Genomic DNA, 19,519 nt, shown 5'->3' on the forward strand with positions numbered 1-19,519 from the left:
TATTGTTATTTCACTTTTACCTGCTGCTTTTCTGGTTGTTCAATCTCAACAAGTTCCTCCACCTCGCTAACAGCCTCAGCAGGTTGGCTGGCATAGTTAAGCTTGCGGAAACGCCATTGTGCAAAAGCCGGTTCCTGGAAACGATTAATCAGTTTAAAAAATTTGGGAAAGTTATGTACCTCATCCAGCAATATACCGGGTACAATGCCATTGTTATCCAATATCTCGCGAATGGTATATTCCTTATCTTTAGTAATCCATATTTCGAAATCCCTTTTTATCTCTTCACTTTTTTCCGGATCTATCCTGTCATCAATGCAAATTACCTTGTCTCCTGGTTTCATAATAGTAAACGCTATAAGGGTTAAAAGCCGTAATACTTTACAAAGTACCGCTTTTTATACCGGAATTTAAAAATCATCCTCGTGAAATATTTTCTGATAATTGACCGGTATAGCATTATTAATTGTAAAACTTTAAAATGCAACAACATAGGTTATCTCTGATAATGTTGATTGATTCTGAAAAATTTAAAACCCTGGCGCAACTTCGGTGTTAAAAATGTCGTAATAACATATATACAAAACATTAGCAGCAGTCATGGATTATTTTTACTTGTTTTTAGCTATGGGATTGATAGTAGTATATCTGATTTTAAGATTTGATGAGCAGCAGCGTCGTAAGGTAAGTACTATGTTAAAACAAACCAGTGACGTGCAGCCGTTATTAATGATGCAAAGTTTAGGTCTTAAGCTGAATAGAATAAATGAAGCTTTGAAGAGTGCCCCGGAAGGAGACGAGATACAGAATAAGCTGAGTAGAATAACCACCGAGTACAATTCCGGCCATATTAACATGCAAACCTATAACAAGCAACTAAATGACTTATTGCAAATGGTAGAAGCAAGATGATCTTTTAAAAAGGAAATAAATATTTGCCAAATAAACAAATTGTTTATTATTGCAGTCATATATGTCTGACGAAGCTATAATAAAACGGTTAAAGGTAATTGTAAAGGAATACGGCGGTCAGCTGGGCCTTGCAGGGGCTATTGGCGTAGACCAGGGTTTCATCAGTAAAGTGATCAATCAGAAGCAGGATATTAGTTATTATTTAATCCGCAAACTCTGTTTCCAGCTTAAATATTCGCCTGAATGGCTCATTTTAGGAACAGGCGAGAAAAAAATAGATAAACCGGAATCGGCCAAATTGATTACTGAGATTCAAATGATGCGTACCGAAGTAGATATTTTGCACGCCCGTATGCGTGCCTACGAAATTGAGATCAAAGAGCTGCGCGATCAATTACATCTGGATAAAAAAGCCGGATAAGTTTTATTTACAATAACGGTCCGCCACCATAGGAGCGTTTTTTGATCCCAGTTCAATAGCCTTAGCAAAATCGGTACAAGCGCCATTTTTTTCATTTAGGGCTATTTTTGCAAGCCCGCGTTGCAGGTAGGCATCAGCGTATTTAGGGTTTAAATTCATGGCCGTGTTGCAATCACTAAGCGCATCCGCCGCATCATTAATGCTTGTTTTTAAAGCTGCCAAATCGGTATAAATATATACGCCTTCACCAAATTTAAGCGCGTTATCAAAATCATCAGTAGCTCCCTGTTCGTCGCCAAGCTTGGTTTTGGCAAAACTGCTGTGGGCATAAGCCCTGGCATTATTAGCGTTTATGTAAACTGCATTATGAAAATCATCGGCTGCTCCGGCATAATCTTTAAGCGCCAGTTTTACATCGCCCCTAAATAAAAAGGTTTCATCGTTAGAGAAAATAGAAACCGCCTTATCCAGGTCAGACATAGCGGCTTTATAATTTTTTAATCTTGCCTGAATGTGTCCGCGGTTTTGATAAAGTACCGCCGAGGTGTCAGATGCGGAATCAACTTTAATAGCCGCGTTAAAATCAGCGAGGGCTCCGGCGTTGTCTTCAAAGCCAGCTTTGCTTAAGCCACGTTTTAATAGCAGAGCTATATTTTTAGGGTCTTTGGAAATACCGGTATCATAATCGGCCATAGCTCCTTTGTTATCGCCCGTTGCCGCTTTTGCCTCACCTCTGAAAAGATAGAAGTTTGAATTTGCAGGGTCTAACGCAATGGCGCTAGTAAACAGTTGCACCCCTTTGCCGGTATATTTAAAAAAGTTAGAAACTTTTCCCAAACGCAAGTAAGCATCCTGGCGTTGCGGTGAGAGCTCTATCAGTTTTTCAAAGTCCTTCACCGCGCCGGCCGGGTCATTTATTTTATCTTTTTCGATTCCCCGGTTTAAATAAGCATAAGTGTAATGCGGATTTACCTGGATAGCTGTTGTATAGTCACGAATTGCTGCTTGCCTGTTGCCAAGGTTACGGTAAGCATCACCACGTACAAGGTAGGCTTCATCATTTTTATTATTAATATTAATGGCCAGTGTCAAATCGGCTATTACGCCTGCGGTATCTTTTAGCGCCATTTTCGCTTTACTTCGACTGATATAAGCCTTCAGACTCTTTGGGCTTAGCATTATAGCTGTGTCGGCATCAAGTTTGGCGCCCTGGCTATCATTCAATTCCAGTTTAACAGATGACCGGTTTTGATATGTTTCCGGATTTTTGGAGTCAAGCGCTATGGAGCGGTTCAGATCGTCTATTGCTCCAGTATAATCTTTCAGGTTGCTCTTTACAAGGCCTCGGTACAAATACAAATCGGCCTTTGCCGGAAGTTGGGCAATAGCCTTATTAAAATACTCAAGTGCCCCCTTACTGTCGCCTATTTTATTTTCAGCGTTGGCCAAATAAAAAAACAGGTTTTTTAGGTTAGGGTTTATTGCAGCAGCTTTTTTATAATCGTCAACGGCTCCTTTAAAATCGTTAAGGTTACCGCGGGTGTTCCCCCTGTAAAAATAAGCTTCTGCATTTTGTGGATCTAATGATAACGCGGTAGTGTAATCGGCCAAAGCTCCATGATCATCATTCAGGCTCCCTTTTGAACCGGCACGATATCTGTATAATTCACTCTCTTGAGGGTTAAGCTTAATTGCCGCATTGTAGTCGCTGATAGCCGCTGTAAAATCGCCCTTATTGTTTTGTGCCAACCCTCTGAATTCATATAACTCTGCATCTTTTGGAGTAAATTTTAAGGCAGTGGTAAAATCGACAATAGCGCCGGCATAATCTTCAATATTTGATTTTGCATTACCGCGGTATTGGTACATCTTAACATTTTGGGGTTCAAGCGCAATGGCTTTGTTAAAATCCTCAATGGCATTATGATAGTCACTTATGTTACTCTCAGCGTTCGCTTTATAATAATAAGCTGTGGCAAAATTAGGCTTTAGGCTTATTGTTTTGGCGTAATCGGCAATGGCTGCCTTGTTATCCTTAAGATTTCCATACGCATTTGCGCGGTAAAAATAAGCTTCACTACTTTTATCATCAAGCAGTATGGCCTGTGTGAAATCTTGTATGGCACCTTTATAATCTTTTGTATTGGACTTTGCATTCCCATTTTGAATATAAGTGCTTGCTGTTTGGGCAAATGTAGATAGGGGTAAAAAAATCAGGAATAAGAATTTTTTCATTTACAAATAACAGTTTACAAATTTCAGTAAAAGCATCAACAGGGTGTATAACAAAGGCTATACCGAAAATAAAAGTGATGCAATTTAGCTGAAAAACCAGTTTAAAGTTAAAGAAATGAAAAATTTGGGGCATAAAAACCCCAGGAGTATCCGGTTTAGATAAAAAATAGAACAGGTGTAATTTTCAACCTATAAGCGAAACTGTTTTAAGAAAAAGATGCCTCATTGGTTTCATTAGCATGGGCTTGATTGCGTTTTTTACCATAAGTAATGACGGCTGTGCAAATAAGGATGCAAAAAATCAGTGAAATTTCGATCGCTACATGAATCAGGGGAATGTGACCCTGGTTTTTTGAAAGTAGAATTCCTGCATCCGGCAAAAGCAGCCCAAAAAGTGGGAAACAAAAAAACATTCTTAATATTATTAATTTCTCCATAATTACTAACATTTAGTATGATAATGCTAAGGTACGCATTATATAATTACTATTTAAACAAAATAAATAAAATTTATCATAGTACAAATTGTATACAAAATTGTTTGCTGTTGGAACGAATATGTGAAATTTAAAAATAAATTTTTAAATGAATGAACATTCATTTATATTTGTATTGTAATGCGACCAAGAGACGAAAATAAAGAGTTATTAATACGCCAAAAGGCTATGGAAATTATAGTTAAGCATGGTCTTGACGGGTTTAGTATTAGTAAACTGGCTAAAGCAGCCAATGTATCACCGGCTACAATTTATATTTACTATAAAGATAAAGATGACTTGATCACCAAACTTTGCCTGGAAGTGGCTTGGCAGATGATAAATTGCAGTTTAAAAGATTTTTCGCCTGAAATGGATTTTGATATTGGTTTAAGAATACAATGGCAAAACCGGATGCAGTATTTTATAAATTTCCCAACCGAAATGGAATTTATTGAAATTATGCGATATACTAATTATTACGAAGAGGTAAGCAGGGCACTTACTACCAATTTTGGATCTGTGCTGGGACCATTTATGGAAAACTCCATTCAAAAAAAACAACTTATTTCCCTGCCGTTTGAGGTATACTGGTCTGTAGCATTTGCACCTTTATACCAGTTAATAAAATATCATTACCAGGGGAGCAGCCATGTAAACAGTACTTTTAAGCTTGATGATAAAATGATGATGCAAACACTGGAGCTTGTTTTAAAAGCACTGAAACCATAAAAAAATTTAACTGAATAATTAAACGAACATTCATTTATTGTAATCCAAGATGAAACTTAACCATATTAATCTGCCTGTAACCGATGTGATTGGCAGCATCAATTTTTTTGAACAATACTTTAACTTTAAATGTACAGATGTGAAAGGTGATAATGTACTTGCTGTTTTAGAGGGAAAGGACGGTTTTACACTAGTATTGATGGCTAATGATTTCAACAAGAATGGGAATATTACTTATCCGGATGCCTTTCATATCGGTTTTTTTGTTGATAGTCAGGAAGAAGTAACAAGTATCTATAACCGCCTTGTTGAAGGTGGCGTTGCAACAGAGCACCCACCTGGTAAAATGAGGGGCAGTTACGGCTTCTACTTTAATGCACCCGGCAATATACTTACTGAGGTTACTTGTCAGTCATAACTTTTTTTTAAATAAAATCAAAATATAAAAATCATTTCAATATGACGCAAACATCATCCTATAAAGAACCTCACCACGTAATGCTATTTTTTGAAGAGAAAGAAAGTAATAGTATTGAACAGCCTTGTATAAAGGAGCGTATTAATTATTATGAAAATCTTAAAAACAAAGGAAAAGTATTAATGAGCGGCAATTTTTGGAATCAGGCCCGTAATTTTATTATCCTATATGTATCATCTGATACCGAACTGGAGCAAATTATTGATAATGATCCGGCTATACTTCACAATATAGTTGAATTAGTTAGGGCGATGCCTTTTTAGTTTAGTATTATCTTAATAAATGCTAGCATGCTTTAAAACTGTATGACAAGTTTTCTGGACTCGGAATTTTAGGTTTCGACGAGACGGTCGTTGTATGTCATGGATTTAATATTTCCGAATATGCTATTAAATTAATCTATCAGAAATATTGTTTTACTTTTTAAGAAAATAAATTTGCTTGGTATTCCTAAAAGGTGTAATTTGTGCTTGTCAAATTGTTAGATATGGAAGAATTAGCAATTTTTAGGATATTTTCGAGTTTTCCTTTGTTTGGCTTGCTGTTACCCGATCTTTCGTCGTTATTTATTTATCCGCCAAGAGGGATTTCCGGTGCCCACATATATGTTGAGGGCTTTTTATTGTTAGGCGTAGTTATTTGCACGGCAGGTATATGGCGTTCACAAAGAAAAATAAAAAGCACCAATAGTATTCAGATAACACATGGGAGCTAATGCTATTTTTTCCGACTACTAGGTATATAAATCGCTTTAAGCATCATTCAAACCAATTATAAATCTATAATATTTAATACCCCTACGCCTGGTTTGTTAACCGGGATTTTTCTATCTGTAATTTTTATATTAGCTTCAAGTAAAGTTAAAAATATCAGTATGTTATAATATTTTCATGTGTAGCGTGGAATTAAGGTTTTTTTATATTTTTACTGCTAATGAACCTTAATCAATTTAACTCTTTCAAAACGGGCCATAATGCCTGCTTTTTCAAAACATTATCTTATTTAAAAACTGTATTTGCATTTGTTTTGATGCTGCTGTGCATGTTTGGTACAGCAAAGGCACAGCGCCGGTCACATGCCGCGCTAACTTATGGTGGTGGTGGTTCAGGCGACTCGGGGTATGGAATTATGTTTGGGGTGGGTTATGATGCGCCGCTTGGAGTTCTTAAAGATGCCTACAAATCTACCTTAGCCTATAATTTGGGTTTAACACGAGCTGTAAATAATTTCACATTCAGCGTAAGTTTGGGTTATCATTCGTATAAGCCGAGAGAAATTGATCTGAGCTTTTTAAACGATGAAAATACTGATAACAACTCGGTATCGGTTGCGCTCAGTAGCTTGGTTTTTAGTAATTATAAAATATACTCCGCGTATTTTGGGGCTGTCTATAATGTTGATGTAGCTGAAGGCGTAAAGGTTTATGGCGGGGCTAATTTGGGCTTTTATCAGGCACATTATGTTGTTATTGACCCTGAACTTGTTATTGATGAAAATACAGACGCTGGTGATATCGAAGCAAATTTAATAAAGCAGCGTGATCTTGACTTTTATGTTGCGCCGCGCCTTGGATTAACTTTTGCGCTGAATGAGAATATTGATTTAAGCCTGGAGACAAAATACAATTTTTTTGCACCAACTGGCCACTCTCAAGGGAGCGGAGCAGGTACATTTTTTACCTCGGCCACAGGATTGGCGGCTTTAACATTTAAATTTTAAAAGGCAATTACTACCTCGCGTTAGTTTTTATTTGAAAGGCTGTTCAAAAAAATCATTCACTTTTTTATTAAACTCATCGCTGTGCTCAATCAGGGTGCCGTGTCCGGAATTTGGAACAATCCATAAGTGTGCTTTTGGGATGTTTTGGGAAATGAGCACGGTATGTTGCGTAGGAATTAGATCATGATCACCTCCTATAATCAGCGCCGGGCATTTAATGGTTTTTAATTCCGAAAGCTTGATGTTAGGCTGAAACCAGTCGAGCAAAAAAACTTTCCAATCATTTTTTTCTTTTGCGGTTTTAAATATGGTATTCTTTTTAGCATTATAGTCCTGCTGTTCCTGTTTCCAGTATGAAGGGATTATACCGGTAGAATCGGGCCATAAATTAGCGCCGGTTGAGGCCAATTTAATTACTTTATCGGGATGCCGCATAGCTAATTCGAGCGCGTTGATGCCGCCATCACTCCAGCCAATAACATAGGCCGAATCAATATGCATAGTATCAAGCAGGGCGGCAAAATCATCGGCCATCATTTCAAAACTTAACGAGTCGCGATTATCCCGCGATTTGCCGTGTGCCCGGCTATCTACGGCAATAACTTTATATTTTTGTGCAAAATAGGGTATGTTGGCAGCAAAAGCATTCATGCTGCCACCGTTACCATGTATAAGTAAAAGTGGTTTACCCTTACCATAAACTTCGGTATATAATTTTATGCCACGTATGTTGTAATATTTGCCGGCTGCCGGATTATTGCCATAGGGTAATTGGTTTTTATCGCGGCATCCTATATTCACGAATTCGATGCATATAAATAAAACGAAGAGTGTTTTTTGAAATGACATAACGGATATATAAATTAATGTTAAATATATAGTATAGGGCGCAAAAAACAATAACCAGCTTTATAACAACCTGAATGTGAAAGTACCATGTTTATAAAACTTATGTTAACACGCTAACTAATATTACCTTTGCAATATTAATTTTAACACATTAAACCTTATAAGTAAAACAATATCCTATGTGGTATACTTTAAATAGAAATGTTTTGCCACCTGTACCAACATATTTTTCATGCCAGCAATTTGCCTTAAGAGTAATTATATAACTACCATTATTTTTTTTATAGTATGTATGTTTAGCGCTACTGTGTGCTTGGGGCAACAGGATGCAGCGGCTAAACCCAGTACCAGCAGGTTTAAATTTAAAACCGTGATTATTGATGCAGGACACGGCGGTAAAGATCCGGGCGCTCACGGTGCCTATTCAAAAGAAAAAAACATAGCGCTTGGTATAGCTAAAAAATTGCGTGACCTGGTTAACGATGAAATGGGCGATGTCAGGGTGATCATGACCCGAAGCACCGATGTTTTTGTGGAACTGCATAAACGTGCAGATATAGCCAATAATAACCAGGGTAACCTGTTTATATCCATACATTGTAATTCAACACCCCAGCGCCGAAGTACCGAGCACGGTCCTCTGCTGTTGGTATATGGTTTTCACCGAAGCCAGGAACAGCGCGAAGCTTTGCGGGAGAACGCCTCTATCTATATAGAAAAAGATTATAAGGATAAATATAATGGTTATGGCAGCGATGCGGTTGTAAATACTATTGTACTTAACGCGTTTCAGCAAAAATACCGTAAGCAAAGTATTCAGTTTGGCGATCTGGTGGATAAAGAATTTAAAAAAACAGATGGCCGCCGAACTCATGGGGTAAAAGAACAGGGTGTGTTAGTACTGGCGCAAAGTGGTATGCCTGCCGTACTGGTTGAAACAGGTTTTATTAATAATCCGGGTGATGAAAAATACCTGAACTCCAGTTCGGGCCAGAATGAAATTGCCCGGTCGATATTGAGGTCTCTAAAACAGTATCGCAATAACCTGGAGGGGAGATAAGGGCATTCGAAAGGACAATATACAATATTACCAAGGGAAGCATATAAAAAACATTCAAAAGTAAAGCCTGACATTAATGTCAGGCTTTACGGTAATTTATATTGAATAGATAATTGCCTAAATGGTTATTGTTTTACCTTAACAAATTTTAATGTACTACTCCCTGTAACTGTAAGCGTATCAGCAGTCGGGTTTATTTTATAGGGTACTTTATCAAAAAAAGTTTCATCAATAGGAGTACCGCTGCTGTTTGGATCTATAGAATTTAATTTCTCATTTAATTTCAAATATAACACAACCCCATTGGTATTATATACCCCTTTATAAAGTGTACTGGTAGGGGTGGTAGAACCAGGAGTATCGTAAACATCAACTTTTAAAGTAGAGAATATACCATCGTAAAACGCAACAGTTTCTACACTATCTCCAAGCGCGGGGCGCGGTATGGTCCTTTTCCAGGCGCCGATTAAGTTTTCATCATCTTTTGGCTGGTCTAACTCACCTTTTTTGGTACAAGATTGTATCGCCGCAATTAAACCTAAGGAAATAAACAACATTGCTGCTTTTGCATAATAATTTTTGATGAACATAGTAGAGTTTTAAGTTACAAATTGTATTTTTTATTAATAACGCAAACTTAACACTGCAGCGTACAAATAGTTTTATATAAACTTGATTTTTTATTGCGGCTTTGTTCAAAATATACAGTCCTATTAAGTAAAAAAAAAGAATCTTAGCAGGCAAACCTGCTGTAAATAGTTCTCGATGCTATTGTTGAAAAATAGCCCGCTTAAAATATATTTATTGTGGTTATTTGTTTAGCTTAGCTATAAAATTTGTTACTTGTGGAACCTTTTACCGTAACCATTGATGAAGTGAATTACCAGGTAAGCCTTCATTCTGCATTTCCTAAATTGTTTGATGTTTTTAATCAGCATATTAATTATATCATTGGTAAAACCGATGCGGGTAATTGGGTTTATATTAAACATGAGCCTGTATCTGCATTTATTCCGATTGAACAAATTGGTGAAGCTATTGATGAACATATAGCTGAATATTAACAGTTTATTTGTCCTGTATTCCCCCTGTTGCCCTAAAGCCTACTAAAACAGTCGATATTTGTCATGAGATTCTAATAAATAAATGTTTAAACATTTATATTGGAAAAGATATATACTTTTGACTCATAAACAAAGAAATTTAAAAAAATTAAACACAATGAAAAAGATCTTTATCCTGTTGGCATCTGCATTTTTTTACACGGCAGCATCTGCACAAACTACCTGGACTGTTGACAAAGCGCACTCAAACGTTAAATTTACTGCAACTCACTTAATGGTATCTGACGTTGATGGCATTTTTAAAAATTATGATGCTACCATTACTTCATCAAAACCTGATTTTAGTGATGCTAAATTCCAGATCTCTATACAGACTGCTTCTGTAACTACTGATAACGACCAACGTGACAAACATATTTCAAGCCCCGACTTCTTTGAAGTGGCAAAATACCCAACGCTTACCTTTACAAGCACAGGTATCACCAAAACTTCTGATAAACACTATAAACTTGCTGGTAACCTTACTTTACACGGTGTAACCAAACCGGTTACTTTTGATTTATGGTACCGCGGTACAATAGTTAATCCAATGAGTAAGGCAGATGATGCAGGCTTTCAGTTAACAGGTACTATTAACCGTTCTGATTTTGCATTTGGTCCTTCAATCCCGAATGCGGTAGTTAGCGACGAAATTGCTATTAAAGCTAACGGCGAATTTGGTAAAGCAAAATAATTCAAATAATATATATTAACACAAACGGCGTGCTCATGCAAATGAGTGCGCCGTTTGCTTTTACTGTACTTTGTATTGCCTGATGCGCCCGGCAAAATCCTTATCTTTGATCTGCATAACTATTTTTTTGTAATATTTATATATGGCTACAGAAGTTAAGTGCCCCAGTTGTGGTTTTGGTTTTCCGATAGAGGAGGTGATGGCTGAGGAGTATAAGAAAGAGCTCCGCATTAAAATGCAGGATTATACCCGCCAAAAGGAAGAGGAATACCGAAAAAAGGATGAGGAATTTTTATCAAAGGAACGGCAGCAAAAGGAAGCTTTTGAACAACGGTTAACCGATGAGAAAAAGCAATTGCAGCTGGCGATGGAGCAAAATCTGCGCAAATCTATAAGTCAGGATTATGAAAACCAGCTGCAGCTGCTTCAAACTTCAGCCCAAGAGAATGAAGAAAAGCTCAAATTGTCGCGACAAAAAGAACTGGAATTTTTACAGCGCGAAAAACAACTGAAGCAAAAAGAAGAAGAGATGGAACTCGCCCTGCAGCGTAAATTGCAGGAGCAGCGTAACGAGCTAAGCGAGCAAATCCGCAAACAAGAGGCCGAACGTCACAGCATAAAAGATACAGAATACCAGCTAAAGGTAAAAGAACTTGAAAAGCAGCTTGACGACCAGAAAAAGCTGGCCGATGAGATGAAACGCAAGGCCGAACAAGGCTCCATGCAATTGCAGGGCGAAGCACAGGAGCTGATATTGGAAGAGCTGTTACGCAATTATTTTCCTTTTGACGTAATAAGTGAAGTAGGGAAAGGTGTGCGTGGCGCCGACTGTGTACAAACCGTGCGTAACCAGTTTGGGCAGGAGTGCGGCCGTATCATATATGAAAGCAAACGTACCAACACTTTTGGCACCGACTGGATAGAGAAGCTTAAGAAGGATATGCGTAGCATTGGTGTTGATGTGGCAGTGATAGTTACCCAATGCTATCCTAAAGGCATGGATTGTTTTGGCGAAAAAGATGGTGTTTGGATCTGTAGTTTTGATGAGGTAAAAGCGGTATCATATATCCTACGCGATGGAGTTATCAAGCTGTCAAATCAGGCCCGTTCACAAGATAACAAGGGCGATAAAATGCACCTGCTATATGATTACTTAACCAGTAGCGAGTTCTCCGAACAATGGAAGGCCATTCGAGAGGGATATATGAGCATGCGCCTCTCTATACAAAAAGAGCGCGATGCCATGGAAAAGATGTGGAAATCGCGCGAAAAGCAATTGGATAAAGTACTATTAAACGCTGCCCATATTAAAGGCAGTGTTGAAGGTATTGCCGGTAGCGATTCGATACAGTTAAACTTAACCGACGATGAGGACGCCTTGCTGTTGGAGTAATTGTAAAAATTAAGATATAATTAATAAGTAAAGGCCGGTCAGCGTATGACCGGCCTTTTGTATTTGGAAATTTTACTACCTTAACATCCTGAACCTCTGCCATCCGGTAGATTTCAATTTATATATAAGCCCATTCATTTACACTGTTTTACGAGCTATGAAAAAGATAAATCTGCTTTATTTATGCCTGTTTTTATTGGTTGCAGGTACAAACTCGGTTTGGGCCCAACAAACTTCAGATAAACTTCCCCGGTTAATGATAAGACTTGATGATATAGGGATGAACCATTCTGTAAACATGGCCGCTCAGAAAGTAGCCGAAACAGGTATGCCGGTTTCTGTTTCGCTGCAGTTTGCCTGTCCCTGGTATCAGGAGGCGGTGGAGATACTCAAAAAATATCCTAACGTAAGTGTAGGAGTGCACTTAACGCTTACATCCGAGTGGAAAAACTATCGCTGGGGCCCAGTACTGGGGCGCACCGCAGTACCGAGCCTTGTTGATAAAGATGGCTACTTCCCACAATCAACCAGGGCATTTGCCAAAAGTGGGTATAAAATGGATGAAATTGAAAAGGAATTATCAGCACAAATTGAACGGGCGATGGCTTCCGGCTTAAAAATAAGCTATATAGATCCGCACATGGGTATTGCCCTGTCAACCCCGGAATTGCGTGCACTTACCGAAAAACTGGCACACAAATACAAACTGGGCATATCCATACTAAGCAAGGTTAATTACTTTGGTGAGACTTATAAGGAAATGTGGGGAGAACCCATCGCTACCAAAAAAGCAGCGTTTTTAGATTATCTGAACAACAAGCTCGATCCTAAACGGCCCAACCTTATGGTTTTGCACACCGCTACTCCGAGTCCCGAAATGGATGTTTTGGTTGATATGAACAGCAACATGATGAACTCAAAAGAGGGTAAACCTTTAACTAGTATTCACAGGCAAACCGAACTCAATGCACTGCTGTCGCCAGAATTTAAAAATATGATTGGCAGAAAGTTTAAATTGATTAATTATGATCAATTACTGGCTACGAAAGATGTAAGTGTACTTAAAGCCTTAGATAATTAACGGTTATTTTTTGAGGTAGCCACAATTACAATACCGCCAATAAGTAATATGCCGCCTAAATACGGTGGCCAATTTACGGTTTTTTGCCTGTCGGCTGATATTTGGATTGGGCCCGCATCTACAATCTTTTCTTTTTTGGTATAGGTGAAACCCGTCCATATAAGCATTATGGCTCCTATAATTATGAGTACTATTCCTATAGTTTTGTTCATAAGCTGTGGTTTTAAACTGTGTATATATAAGAATAGCTATTACATTAATTTGTTTGCCTGTAAGGTTAAATTATCATGACAGATACTTTTTTTGATAGTAAACTTTTTTATAGATTAGGTACTTGATTCATGGCAATGTACCCGCTGCCTGATGAAAGCTGATTAATAAATTACCTGCTTTAGAATGACTGATGATTTGATACTGGAAACCATATCGGTTACCAAAAACTTTTTTGGGGATAAGTCTTCCGGTGTTAATAACATAACCATATTTATACCTAAAGGAAAAATAACCGCTATAGTTGGCGAAAGTGGCAGCGGCAAAACCACCTTGCTCAATTTACTTTATGGCAACCTGCAGCCCGATCACGGCGAAGTGTTTTTTAAAGAAGAGCAAGTTTTAAGCAGAGATAGAGGATTGCAGCAGGCCCACAAGGTAATGCGTATGATAACGCAAAATGGCAGCGATATGGATCAGCATTTATCTGTTTGGGATAGCGTGAGCGCCGGTTTGCCCGATGAAGATAAAAGCCTTGCTATACAGAAAGTAACAGAGGCTTTGCACATGTTGCATATTTATCAACTTAAGGATCAATATTTCGCTAAACTTAGTGGTGGCGAAAAGCAACGCGTAACCATTGCTAAGGCACTTATTAGCCGGCCCGAAGTGCTGTTGCTTGATGAACCTTTTAACCAGGTAGATGCAACTTACCGCGAGGGGTTGCAGCATGATATCAGGGATATTGTGCAGGAATGGGGCGTTACCGTGGTACTGGTATCGCATGATCCGGCTGAGATACTGTCGATGGCCGATGAACTGATTGTGCTGAAAGAAGGGGAAATAGTAGAAAATGGCAGCCCCGAGGAACTTTACCATTCACCGAAATTGTTATACACTTCGCAAATACTGGCCAGCTGTAGCCAGCTCACATTTGCCCAGGCTAAAATTTGTAGTATAAAAAGCAGACGTGGGGTAGTTGTTATATATGCCGAACACATAAAAATTAGTGTTTTAGGCAGCAAATGGGTTGTGAAAAAAGTTTTGTTCAAAGGTTTTTATGAAGAGCTGATTATTGAGCGCGAAGAGGTTACCTTGCGTGTAATAAATTATAAAAGAGGTAAATACCCAAAAGGAAGTACAATCGGTATCAGGATTAGTAAATATTTTGAATTTGGGAAGTGGGAGAATTGAAACCAATTAGCTCCACCCAACCCTCCCCGGAAGGGAGGGCTTAAAACTAAAAGTCTCCCCTACCGGGGGAGATTTAGAGGGGGCCTCCTCGAAATCTTGCATTTTTTTAGCCTTTTACTTCGCCGCGGCCAGTTCTATTTTTGCTTGCTTTTCTTTTCGGTATTTGCTTAGATTAATCAACAACACACTGCCTAATATAATAACCAAGCCGCTTACTTGTAAAAGTGTGATATTTTCATTTGCGAATAATACACCCAGTATAACAGCTATAACCGGGTTTACGTACGCATAAGTACTCACCTGTGTTGCAGGACGTACCTGCAAGAGCCATACGTAAGCGCTAAAGGCTGCTATTGAACCAAAAACTATTAAGTACAATAGGGCGTACCAGCTGTGAGCCGGAATGTTTTGCCATTGTAGGTTTTGTACCTCATGGTGAAGAAAACTCGACGGTAAAAATATTAAACCGGCAGCCAGCATTTGCCAGGCTGTGTTTACCGAGGCAGAACCCGTTGTATTATGATATTTAGAATATAAAGACCCTGACGCCCATGACATTGCTCCCACAAGCAGCATTATCATCCCCGGTAGTTTGGTATTGGTTGTGGTATCAAACAGGCCATCTAACTGTTCGCTGAATAATAATATCACACCTGCAAACCCTACAAGCAAGCCAATAATGGTTGAGGTGCTTTTAAAATTTACGCTCCAGTTTTGCTTGTCGAACAATACAAACCATATAGGGGCCGATGATACCATGATGGCCACCATAGCGCTTGGAAGCGTTTGCTCAACCCAAATCACAGCACCATTACCTATCACCAGCAGTAAAAAACCAGTAACAACAGCATGCATGACGTTACGTTTAATAAAGATCTTTTCGCCTTTAATTATACACCAGATTAATAACAAAACACCTGCTGAGAAAAAGCGGAGTGCTCCCAGTAACAGTGGTGGAAACCCATCGACTGCCATTTTTATAAAAAAATAAGTTGAGCCCCAAACAATATAAACTATTGCAAAAGCTATAATAACCAATAGGGGAGATGCGGATTTTTGTGATACAGAAGCCATGGTAATATTTATTTTTCGGGTATAACCAATTGTTGTTGTTCTTTCACGGTTTCAAGCACAATGGTGGTACGTGTGCTTAAAATGTTGGGTATTTTGCTAAACTGGGTACGCATAATATGCATTAGCGATGCCGAGTCGTAAGTGCGTACTTTAACCAGGTAACAATCATCGCCTGCTACATGGTGTACTTCCTGTACTTCGGGTATTTTGGCTAACTCGAGCGTGGCATTGCTACTGCCTGGTCCATCAGATGCTTTCATGAATATAAAAGCCAGCAGTTTTTGCTGTAATGCTATAGGATTGACCCGAGCTGTATATTGCATGATAACATTTTTTTGTTCCAGCTTTTTCACCCGTTCCAATATACCAGACGGCGCCATCCCCAGCTCGCGCGCAAGGTCGGCGTTTGATATGCGGGCATTGCCCTGCATTAAGCGTAAAATGTGCAGGTCTGTTTTGTCTAAAAATATTTCTGTTTCGCCAATCATTCTGTAATATTATGTATTTATTGAATTAAATTCAATGAATATTAATAAAAATGAATTTAATTCAACAAAACTATCATGATAGTGTTTAAACATCAGTTGTATAACTGGAGGGGTATAGAGAGTTAGAGAACAAAAATGTTATCGAGAATGCTGATAAATAGCTATCCTAAATAACATGAATTAATTAAGTACGCTGTATGTTATCATGAATTTTGGGCAGGATAGGATCTTCTGTTTAGTGTTGTTTTTTAAGTTCCCAAACCCCATTAAAAAACAAACACCCATCAAAAAATATTGACAGGTGCAAGCAGATAAGGTATGGGTTTTCTTAAATTATTTTGTAGCCAAAAGGTTTAGTAATTTGTCGTATTTGGTTTCATCAAAAGCAGTTTTAACATATTTATAACCGTTTTTGGTCGTAGCGGTAAGTAGTTTGGCTTTATTACCTTCTTCATCTACAATGTAGGCTGTACCATTGTCATTTATCCAATCAAAAAGGACGTCTCTCGTAGTAATTCCGCGATTTTGTGTATGGTCATCAATCCATACTAACGAGTTGATGGCCAGGTACGGGTTATCATACTCACCATTGGTTCTGTTTACACCAGTTATTTGTATGGGCATGTTAATAGTTTCAGGGTTTTAAAGCCCTAAACTCAGAATTATATGTCAATCGGTCAATCCGTGAAAACACTGTATTTTTAAATGTTCAAACACCGTGTTTTCACGGGTTGGGCAATAGGTTTTGATATATGATTTATAGAGGCTTCCGACCGGGCTATATTTATATTTTGATGATCTTATTTTTATTGTCCTGCTTGTTTGGGCCGCCAGGCTTAGGTATATGTTTTATAATAGATATCAGCGTACCAGCTATTACACCGGTTGCCTTTATTCCAAAATGCACAAACGGTTTCATTACTTCCCACACATTGCTGTTCTGATGCTGTGCGTTTACATTGCTTTTTCCTATTTTCTTTATTTGAGAAGATGCCATAACCTTAGTTTTTAAGCTTATACGCATAAAAACCCTGCCATAATCAAATAAGATACAGCCAGCGCCACTGAATTATGGTTTTAAAACCAATATAGTAAGAGGATTATAACTGTTTTGAAGGAAATGGCCGATAAGTTTAAGCAGCTTTTTTCCTTAATTCAATTACGGTAACCTCGGGCCATATACCTAATCTGCCCGAAAAAGCCAGGAACCCAAAACCACGGTTTACGTACAGATACCTGTTTTTTTCGTTAGCCAGACCGGCCCAGTCAAGGTAGCGGTATTTTACCGGGCTCCATTTAAAGCCGGGTATTTCGATCCCGAATTGTGCGCCATGTGTGTGCCCCGAAAGCGTAAGGTGAATAGTTGTGGCATTGTAGCGTACCTGTTCTTCCCAATGGGTAGGATCATGTGAAAGCAGCACTTTAAAGGCATCCTTAGGTACACCCTGAAGTGCTTTGTTCAAATCACCTACTTGTATAAAGCCGCGCCCCCAGTTTTGTATACCAATCAGCGATATTTTTTGTCCGCCTTTTTCAATAGTTACGTTTTCATCAAGCAGCAACCGGTACCCTAATGTAGCATGATATTGTTTTAATTTTTCAAGATTGGCAGCTTTCTCTTGTTCACTGTTCCATTGTATGTAATCGCCATAATCATGATTGCCTAATATGGAGAATTGCCCATAAGGTGCTTTGATCTCACTAAACCTATCCATATAAGGCTCAATTTCTGAGGCTACGTTGTTTACCAGGTCGCCGGTGAAAACAAATAGGTCGCTTTTTTGAGCTTTTGCCATATCAATGCCCCTCTGCATGGCTTCGGTATTATCAAAGCTGCCCGAGTGTATATCTGATAACTGGGTGATGGTAAAGCCATCAAAGGCATCGGGCAGATCATCAAAATAAATAGTTTTACGATGCAGTTTGTAATCATATTTGCCCTTAAACATGGCATAAAACATTGATGTAAAAGGAACGGCCGCTACCAGTACGGCAATTTCGCTGATGAATTTACGGCGGCCCGGAAATGCCGGTTGGCTTCTGTTACCGCTGGCTAAGTTAAACAGTCCAACAAAAAAGCGTCCCAGGTCGCCAAGAGATAAAATAATAACAAAAAAGAGTTTGGTAATAAAAAAGGTAAGGAACAGGCTTAATACCCATTCGTGAAAAGGGCGCATACCGCTTGCCGTACTAAAGCTGCCAAAGCCTATCAGAAACAATGCGATAACACCAACAGATATAAATAAATAGCCAAACAGCATTACATTGCGCCACAGGTGCGATTGCCAGTCGGCGCTTAAAGTTTTCAATCCCGAAAAAATATACCAGTCTAATAATAAACTGATTGCCGATATAATTAAGAATACCCTGAAAAAGCCACTGTTGTGCATGTAATTACATATTAGCCTGCAATTTATAAAAGGAAAGGTAATTAAAGGGTAAAATTTGAGTATCAAAAGTCATCAACATAAATCCTTATTTTAGTTGTCAATTATAACCGCCATGAAATTATACTACCTTTTAATTGCCACGAGCCTTTTAATTGCTAAAGCCAATGCACAACAGCACAAGGCCGATACCGTGTTTTTTGAAGATTTTAATGAACCATCTCTCGATAGGAGTATGTGGAATGTAGAAGTTACTGGAAATACCGTTAATGATGAACAACAGGCGTATGTTGATTCGGCCAGTACTATATATATGGTAAAGGGCGATGATGCCGAGGGTGCTGAAAATGGCGCGTTAGTACTAAAAGCGATATATAAACCAGGGTTTACCAGCAAGGAACAGAAGAAATATGATTTTATATCGGGCAGAATAAACACCCGGCATAAAATGGAGTTTACCTACGGTACGGCTTCGGCACGTATGAAAATGACTGCAGGTGCTGGTTTATGGCCTGCATTTTGGGCATTGGGTAATGGTAAATGGCCCGATTGCGGCGAAATTGATGTGATGGAAACGGTAGGCGACTCGAGCTGGACAAGCCATGCCCTGCATGGTCCGAATTATTTTGGTGATACTCCACTTGCTTACAGAGTTCATTTTCCCGGAGGAACTGATGTTACCCAATGGCATATTTACTCGGTTGACTGGAGCCCTAAAAGTTTGATTTTTAAAATAGACGGTAAAACAACTTACACGGTAACCAAAGCCATGGTTGAAAAGTATGGTCGCTGGGCTTTTGATAATAAAAAATTCATCATTCTTAACTTTGCATTAGGGGGCGGTTATCCCGGTGGTTATAATAAAATTACCAAACCTTACTTTGGGATATCAGAAAGTACGGCAAACAAAATAAAGACAGGGCAGGCCAAAGTATTGGTTGACTGGGTTCTGGTTACCAAAAGCAATTAAGCAGTATGGTCTGTTAAAATTTGTTAAAGAAGTGTAACAAGTA

The 19,519-nt window shown here is 38.6% G+C and carries 25 protein-coding genes; 14 read left to right on the plus strand and 11 right to left on the minus strand.

Annotated elements, in window-relative coordinates; translation table 11 throughout:
* Window positions 1-5: 5 nt before the first annotated feature.
* Window positions 6-344 (minus strand): hypothetical protein, encoded by a 339-nt coding sequence (locus SNE25_RS13420; RefSeq protein ID WP_321565612.1) that lies wholly within the window; start codon window positions 342-344, stop codon window positions 6-8.
* Window positions 345-600: 256 nt separating this feature from the next.
* On the opposite strand from SNE25_RS13420, the gene SNE25_RS13425 reads away from it, so the two are divergent.
* Window positions 601-912 (plus strand): hypothetical protein, encoded by a 312-nt coding sequence (locus tag SNE25_RS13425; RefSeq protein ID WP_321565613.1) that lies wholly within the window; start codon window positions 601-603, stop codon window positions 910-912.
* A 61-nt stretch (window positions 913-973) separates the two neighbouring features.
* Entirely contained in the window at window positions 974-1,333 is a 360-nt protein-coding gene (locus SNE25_RS13430; RefSeq protein ID WP_321565614.1) for a hypothetical protein, read from the plus strand.
* Window positions 1,334-1,336: 3 nt separating this feature from the next.
* On the opposite strand, the gene SNE25_RS13435 is transcribed toward SNE25_RS13430, so the two are convergent.
* Both SNE25_RS13435 and SNE25_RS13440 read right to left on the minus strand, forming a co-directional pair.
* Window positions 1,337-3,568, minus strand: coding sequence for a tetratricopeptide repeat protein (locus SNE25_RS13435; RefSeq protein WP_321565615.1), 2,232 nt, complete (start codon window positions 3,566-3,568; stop codon window positions 1,337-1,339).
* A gap of 206 nt (window positions 3,569-3,774) precedes the next feature.
* Window positions 3,775-4,005, minus strand: a complete 231-nt coding sequence (locus SNE25_RS13440) for a hypothetical protein (protein WP_321565616.1) — start codon at window positions 4,003-4,005, stop codon at window positions 3,775-3,777.
* A gap of 180 nt (window positions 4,006-4,185) precedes the next feature.
* On the opposite strand from SNE25_RS13440, the gene SNE25_RS13445 reads away from it, so the two are divergent.
* The 5 genes from SNE25_RS13445 (at window position 4,186) to SNE25_RS13465 (ending at window position 6,973) form a co-directional block, all read left to right on the plus strand.
* Window positions 4,186-4,776, plus strand: a complete 591-nt coding sequence (locus SNE25_RS13445; protein WP_321565617.1) for a TetR/AcrR family transcriptional regulator — start codon at window positions 4,186-4,188, stop codon at window positions 4,774-4,776.
* Between the two features lie 49 nt (window positions 4,777-4,825).
* Window positions 4,826-5,194 (plus strand): VOC family protein, encoded by a 369-nt coding sequence (locus SNE25_RS13450; RefSeq protein WP_321565618.1) that lies wholly within the window; start codon window positions 4,826-4,828, stop codon window positions 5,192-5,194.
* Window positions 5,195-5,235: 41 nt separating this feature from the next.
* Window positions 5,236-5,517 carry a YciI family protein gene (locus SNE25_RS13455; RefSeq protein ID WP_321565619.1) on the plus strand — a complete coding sequence of 94 codons (282 nt, stop codon included), beginning with the start codon at window positions 5,236-5,238 and terminating at the stop codon, window positions 5,515-5,517.
* Between the two features lie 224 nt (window positions 5,518-5,741).
* Window positions 5,742-5,969, plus strand: coding sequence for a hypothetical protein (locus SNE25_RS13460; protein ID WP_321565620.1), 228 nt, complete (start codon window positions 5,742-5,744; stop codon window positions 5,967-5,969).
* A 218-nt stretch (window positions 5,970-6,187) separates the two neighbouring features.
* Entirely contained in the window at window positions 6,188-6,973 is a 786-nt protein-coding gene (locus SNE25_RS13465) for an outer membrane beta-barrel protein (RefSeq protein WP_321565621.1), read from the plus strand.
* Window positions 6,974-7,000: 27 nt separating this feature from the next.
* Here the strand turns inward: SNE25_RS13465 and SNE25_RS13470 are convergent, their stop codons facing one another.
* Window positions 7,001-7,822: an alpha/beta fold hydrolase gene (locus SNE25_RS13470; RefSeq protein ID WP_321565622.1), complete on the minus strand. Its 822-nt coding sequence runs from the start codon at window positions 7,820-7,822 to the stop codon at window positions 7,001-7,003.
* Between the two features lie 232 nt (window positions 7,823-8,054).
* Here SNE25_RS13470 and SNE25_RS13475 point away from each other — a divergent pair, with 232 nt between their 5' ends.
* Window positions 8,055-8,882 (plus strand): N-acetylmuramoyl-L-alanine amidase family protein, encoded by an 828-nt coding sequence (locus tag SNE25_RS13475; protein ID WP_321565623.1) that lies wholly within the window; start codon window positions 8,055-8,057, stop codon window positions 8,880-8,882.
* A gap of 125 nt (window positions 8,883-9,007) precedes the next feature.
* Here SNE25_RS13475 and SNE25_RS13480 read toward each other — a convergent pair whose 3' ends face one another.
* Complete coding sequence (locus SNE25_RS13480; protein ID WP_321565624.1) at window positions 9,008-9,472, minus strand: hypothetical protein; 465 nt, start codon at window positions 9,470-9,472, stop codon at window positions 9,008-9,010.
* A 255-nt stretch (window positions 9,473-9,727) separates the two neighbouring features.
* Between SNE25_RS13480 and SNE25_RS13485 the strand changes: the two genes are divergently transcribed.
* The 4 genes from SNE25_RS13485 (at window position 9,728) to SNE25_RS13500 (ending at window position 13,153) form a co-directional block, all read left to right on the plus strand.
* Window positions 9,728-9,946 (plus strand): hypothetical protein, encoded by a 219-nt coding sequence (locus SNE25_RS13485; protein ID WP_321565625.1) that lies wholly within the window; start codon window positions 9,728-9,730, stop codon window positions 9,944-9,946.
* A 157-nt stretch (window positions 9,947-10,103) separates the two neighbouring features.
* Window positions 10,104-10,679 (plus strand): YceI family protein, encoded by a 576-nt coding sequence (locus SNE25_RS13490; protein ID WP_321565626.1) that lies wholly within the window; start codon window positions 10,104-10,106, stop codon window positions 10,677-10,679.
* Window positions 10,680-10,821: 142 nt separating this feature from the next.
* Window positions 10,822-12,072 carry a DUF2130 domain-containing protein gene (locus SNE25_RS13495; RefSeq protein ID WP_321565627.1) on the plus strand — a complete coding sequence of 417 codons (1,251 nt, stop codon included), beginning with the start codon at window positions 10,822-10,824 and terminating at the stop codon, window positions 12,070-12,072.
* 157 nt (window positions 12,073-12,229) lie between these two features.
* Window positions 12,230-13,153: a ChbG/HpnK family deacetylase gene (locus SNE25_RS13500; RefSeq protein WP_321565628.1), complete on the plus strand. Its 924-nt coding sequence runs from the start codon at window positions 12,230-12,232 to the stop codon at window positions 13,151-13,153.
* Here the strand turns inward: SNE25_RS13500 and SNE25_RS13505 are convergent.
* Window positions 13,150-13,365 carry a hypothetical protein gene (locus tag SNE25_RS13505; RefSeq protein WP_321565629.1) on the minus strand — a complete coding sequence of 72 codons (216 nt, stop codon included), beginning with the start codon at window positions 13,363-13,365 and terminating at the stop codon, window positions 13,150-13,152. The two genes, SNE25_RS13500 and SNE25_RS13505, sit on opposite strands and share 4 nt — an antisense overlap.
* Before the next feature lie 184 nt (window positions 13,366-13,549).
* Here SNE25_RS13505 and SNE25_RS13510 point away from each other — a divergent pair, with 184 nt between their 5' ends.
* A complete protein-coding gene (locus tag SNE25_RS13510) occupies window positions 13,550-14,557 on the plus strand; it encodes an ABC transporter ATP-binding protein (protein ID WP_321565630.1) in 1,008 nt (335 codons plus the stop codon).
* 114 nt (window positions 14,558-14,671) lie between these two features.
* On the opposite strand, the gene SNE25_RS13515 is transcribed toward SNE25_RS13510, so the two are convergent.
* From SNE25_RS13515 to SNE25_RS13535, 5 genes are all read right to left on the minus strand, one after another.
* A complete protein-coding gene (locus SNE25_RS13515) occupies window positions 14,672-15,631 on the minus strand; it encodes an EamA family transporter (RefSeq protein WP_321565631.1) in 960 nt (319 codons plus the stop codon).
* An 8-nt stretch (window positions 15,632-15,639) separates the two neighbouring features.
* Window positions 15,640-16,119: an Lrp/AsnC family transcriptional regulator gene (locus SNE25_RS13520; RefSeq protein WP_321565632.1), complete on the minus strand. Its 480-nt coding sequence runs from the start codon at window positions 16,117-16,119 to the stop codon at window positions 15,640-15,642.
* A gap of 333 nt (window positions 16,120-16,452) precedes the next feature.
* Window positions 16,453-16,743, minus strand: a complete 291-nt coding sequence (locus SNE25_RS13525; RefSeq protein WP_321565633.1) for a DUF3892 domain-containing protein — start codon at window positions 16,741-16,743, stop codon at window positions 16,453-16,455.
* Window positions 16,744-16,903: 160 nt separating this feature from the next.
* Window positions 16,904-17,116, minus strand: coding sequence for a hypothetical protein (locus tag SNE25_RS13530; protein ID WP_321565634.1), 213 nt, complete (start codon window positions 17,114-17,116; stop codon window positions 16,904-16,906).
* 136 nt (window positions 17,117-17,252) lie between these two features.
* Window positions 17,253-18,509 carry a metallophosphoesterase gene (locus SNE25_RS13535; protein ID WP_321565635.1) on the minus strand — a complete coding sequence of 419 codons (1,257 nt, stop codon included), beginning with the start codon at window positions 18,507-18,509 and terminating at the stop codon, window positions 17,253-17,255.
* 112 nt (window positions 18,510-18,621) lie between these two features.
* Here SNE25_RS13535 and SNE25_RS13540 point away from each other — a divergent pair, with 112 nt between their 5' ends.
* On the plus strand, window positions 18,622-19,476 hold the full coding sequence (locus SNE25_RS13540; RefSeq protein WP_321565636.1) for a glycoside hydrolase family 16 protein: 855 nt from the start codon (window positions 18,622-18,624) through the stop codon (window positions 19,474-19,476).
* The last annotated feature ends 43 nt before the right edge of the window (window positions 19,477-19,519 follow it).

Source organism: Mucilaginibacter sabulilitoris (assembly GCF_034262375.1).
Classification (GTDB): domain Bacteria; phylum Bacteroidota; class Bacteroidia; order Sphingobacteriales; family Sphingobacteriaceae; genus Mucilaginibacter; species Mucilaginibacter sabulilitoris.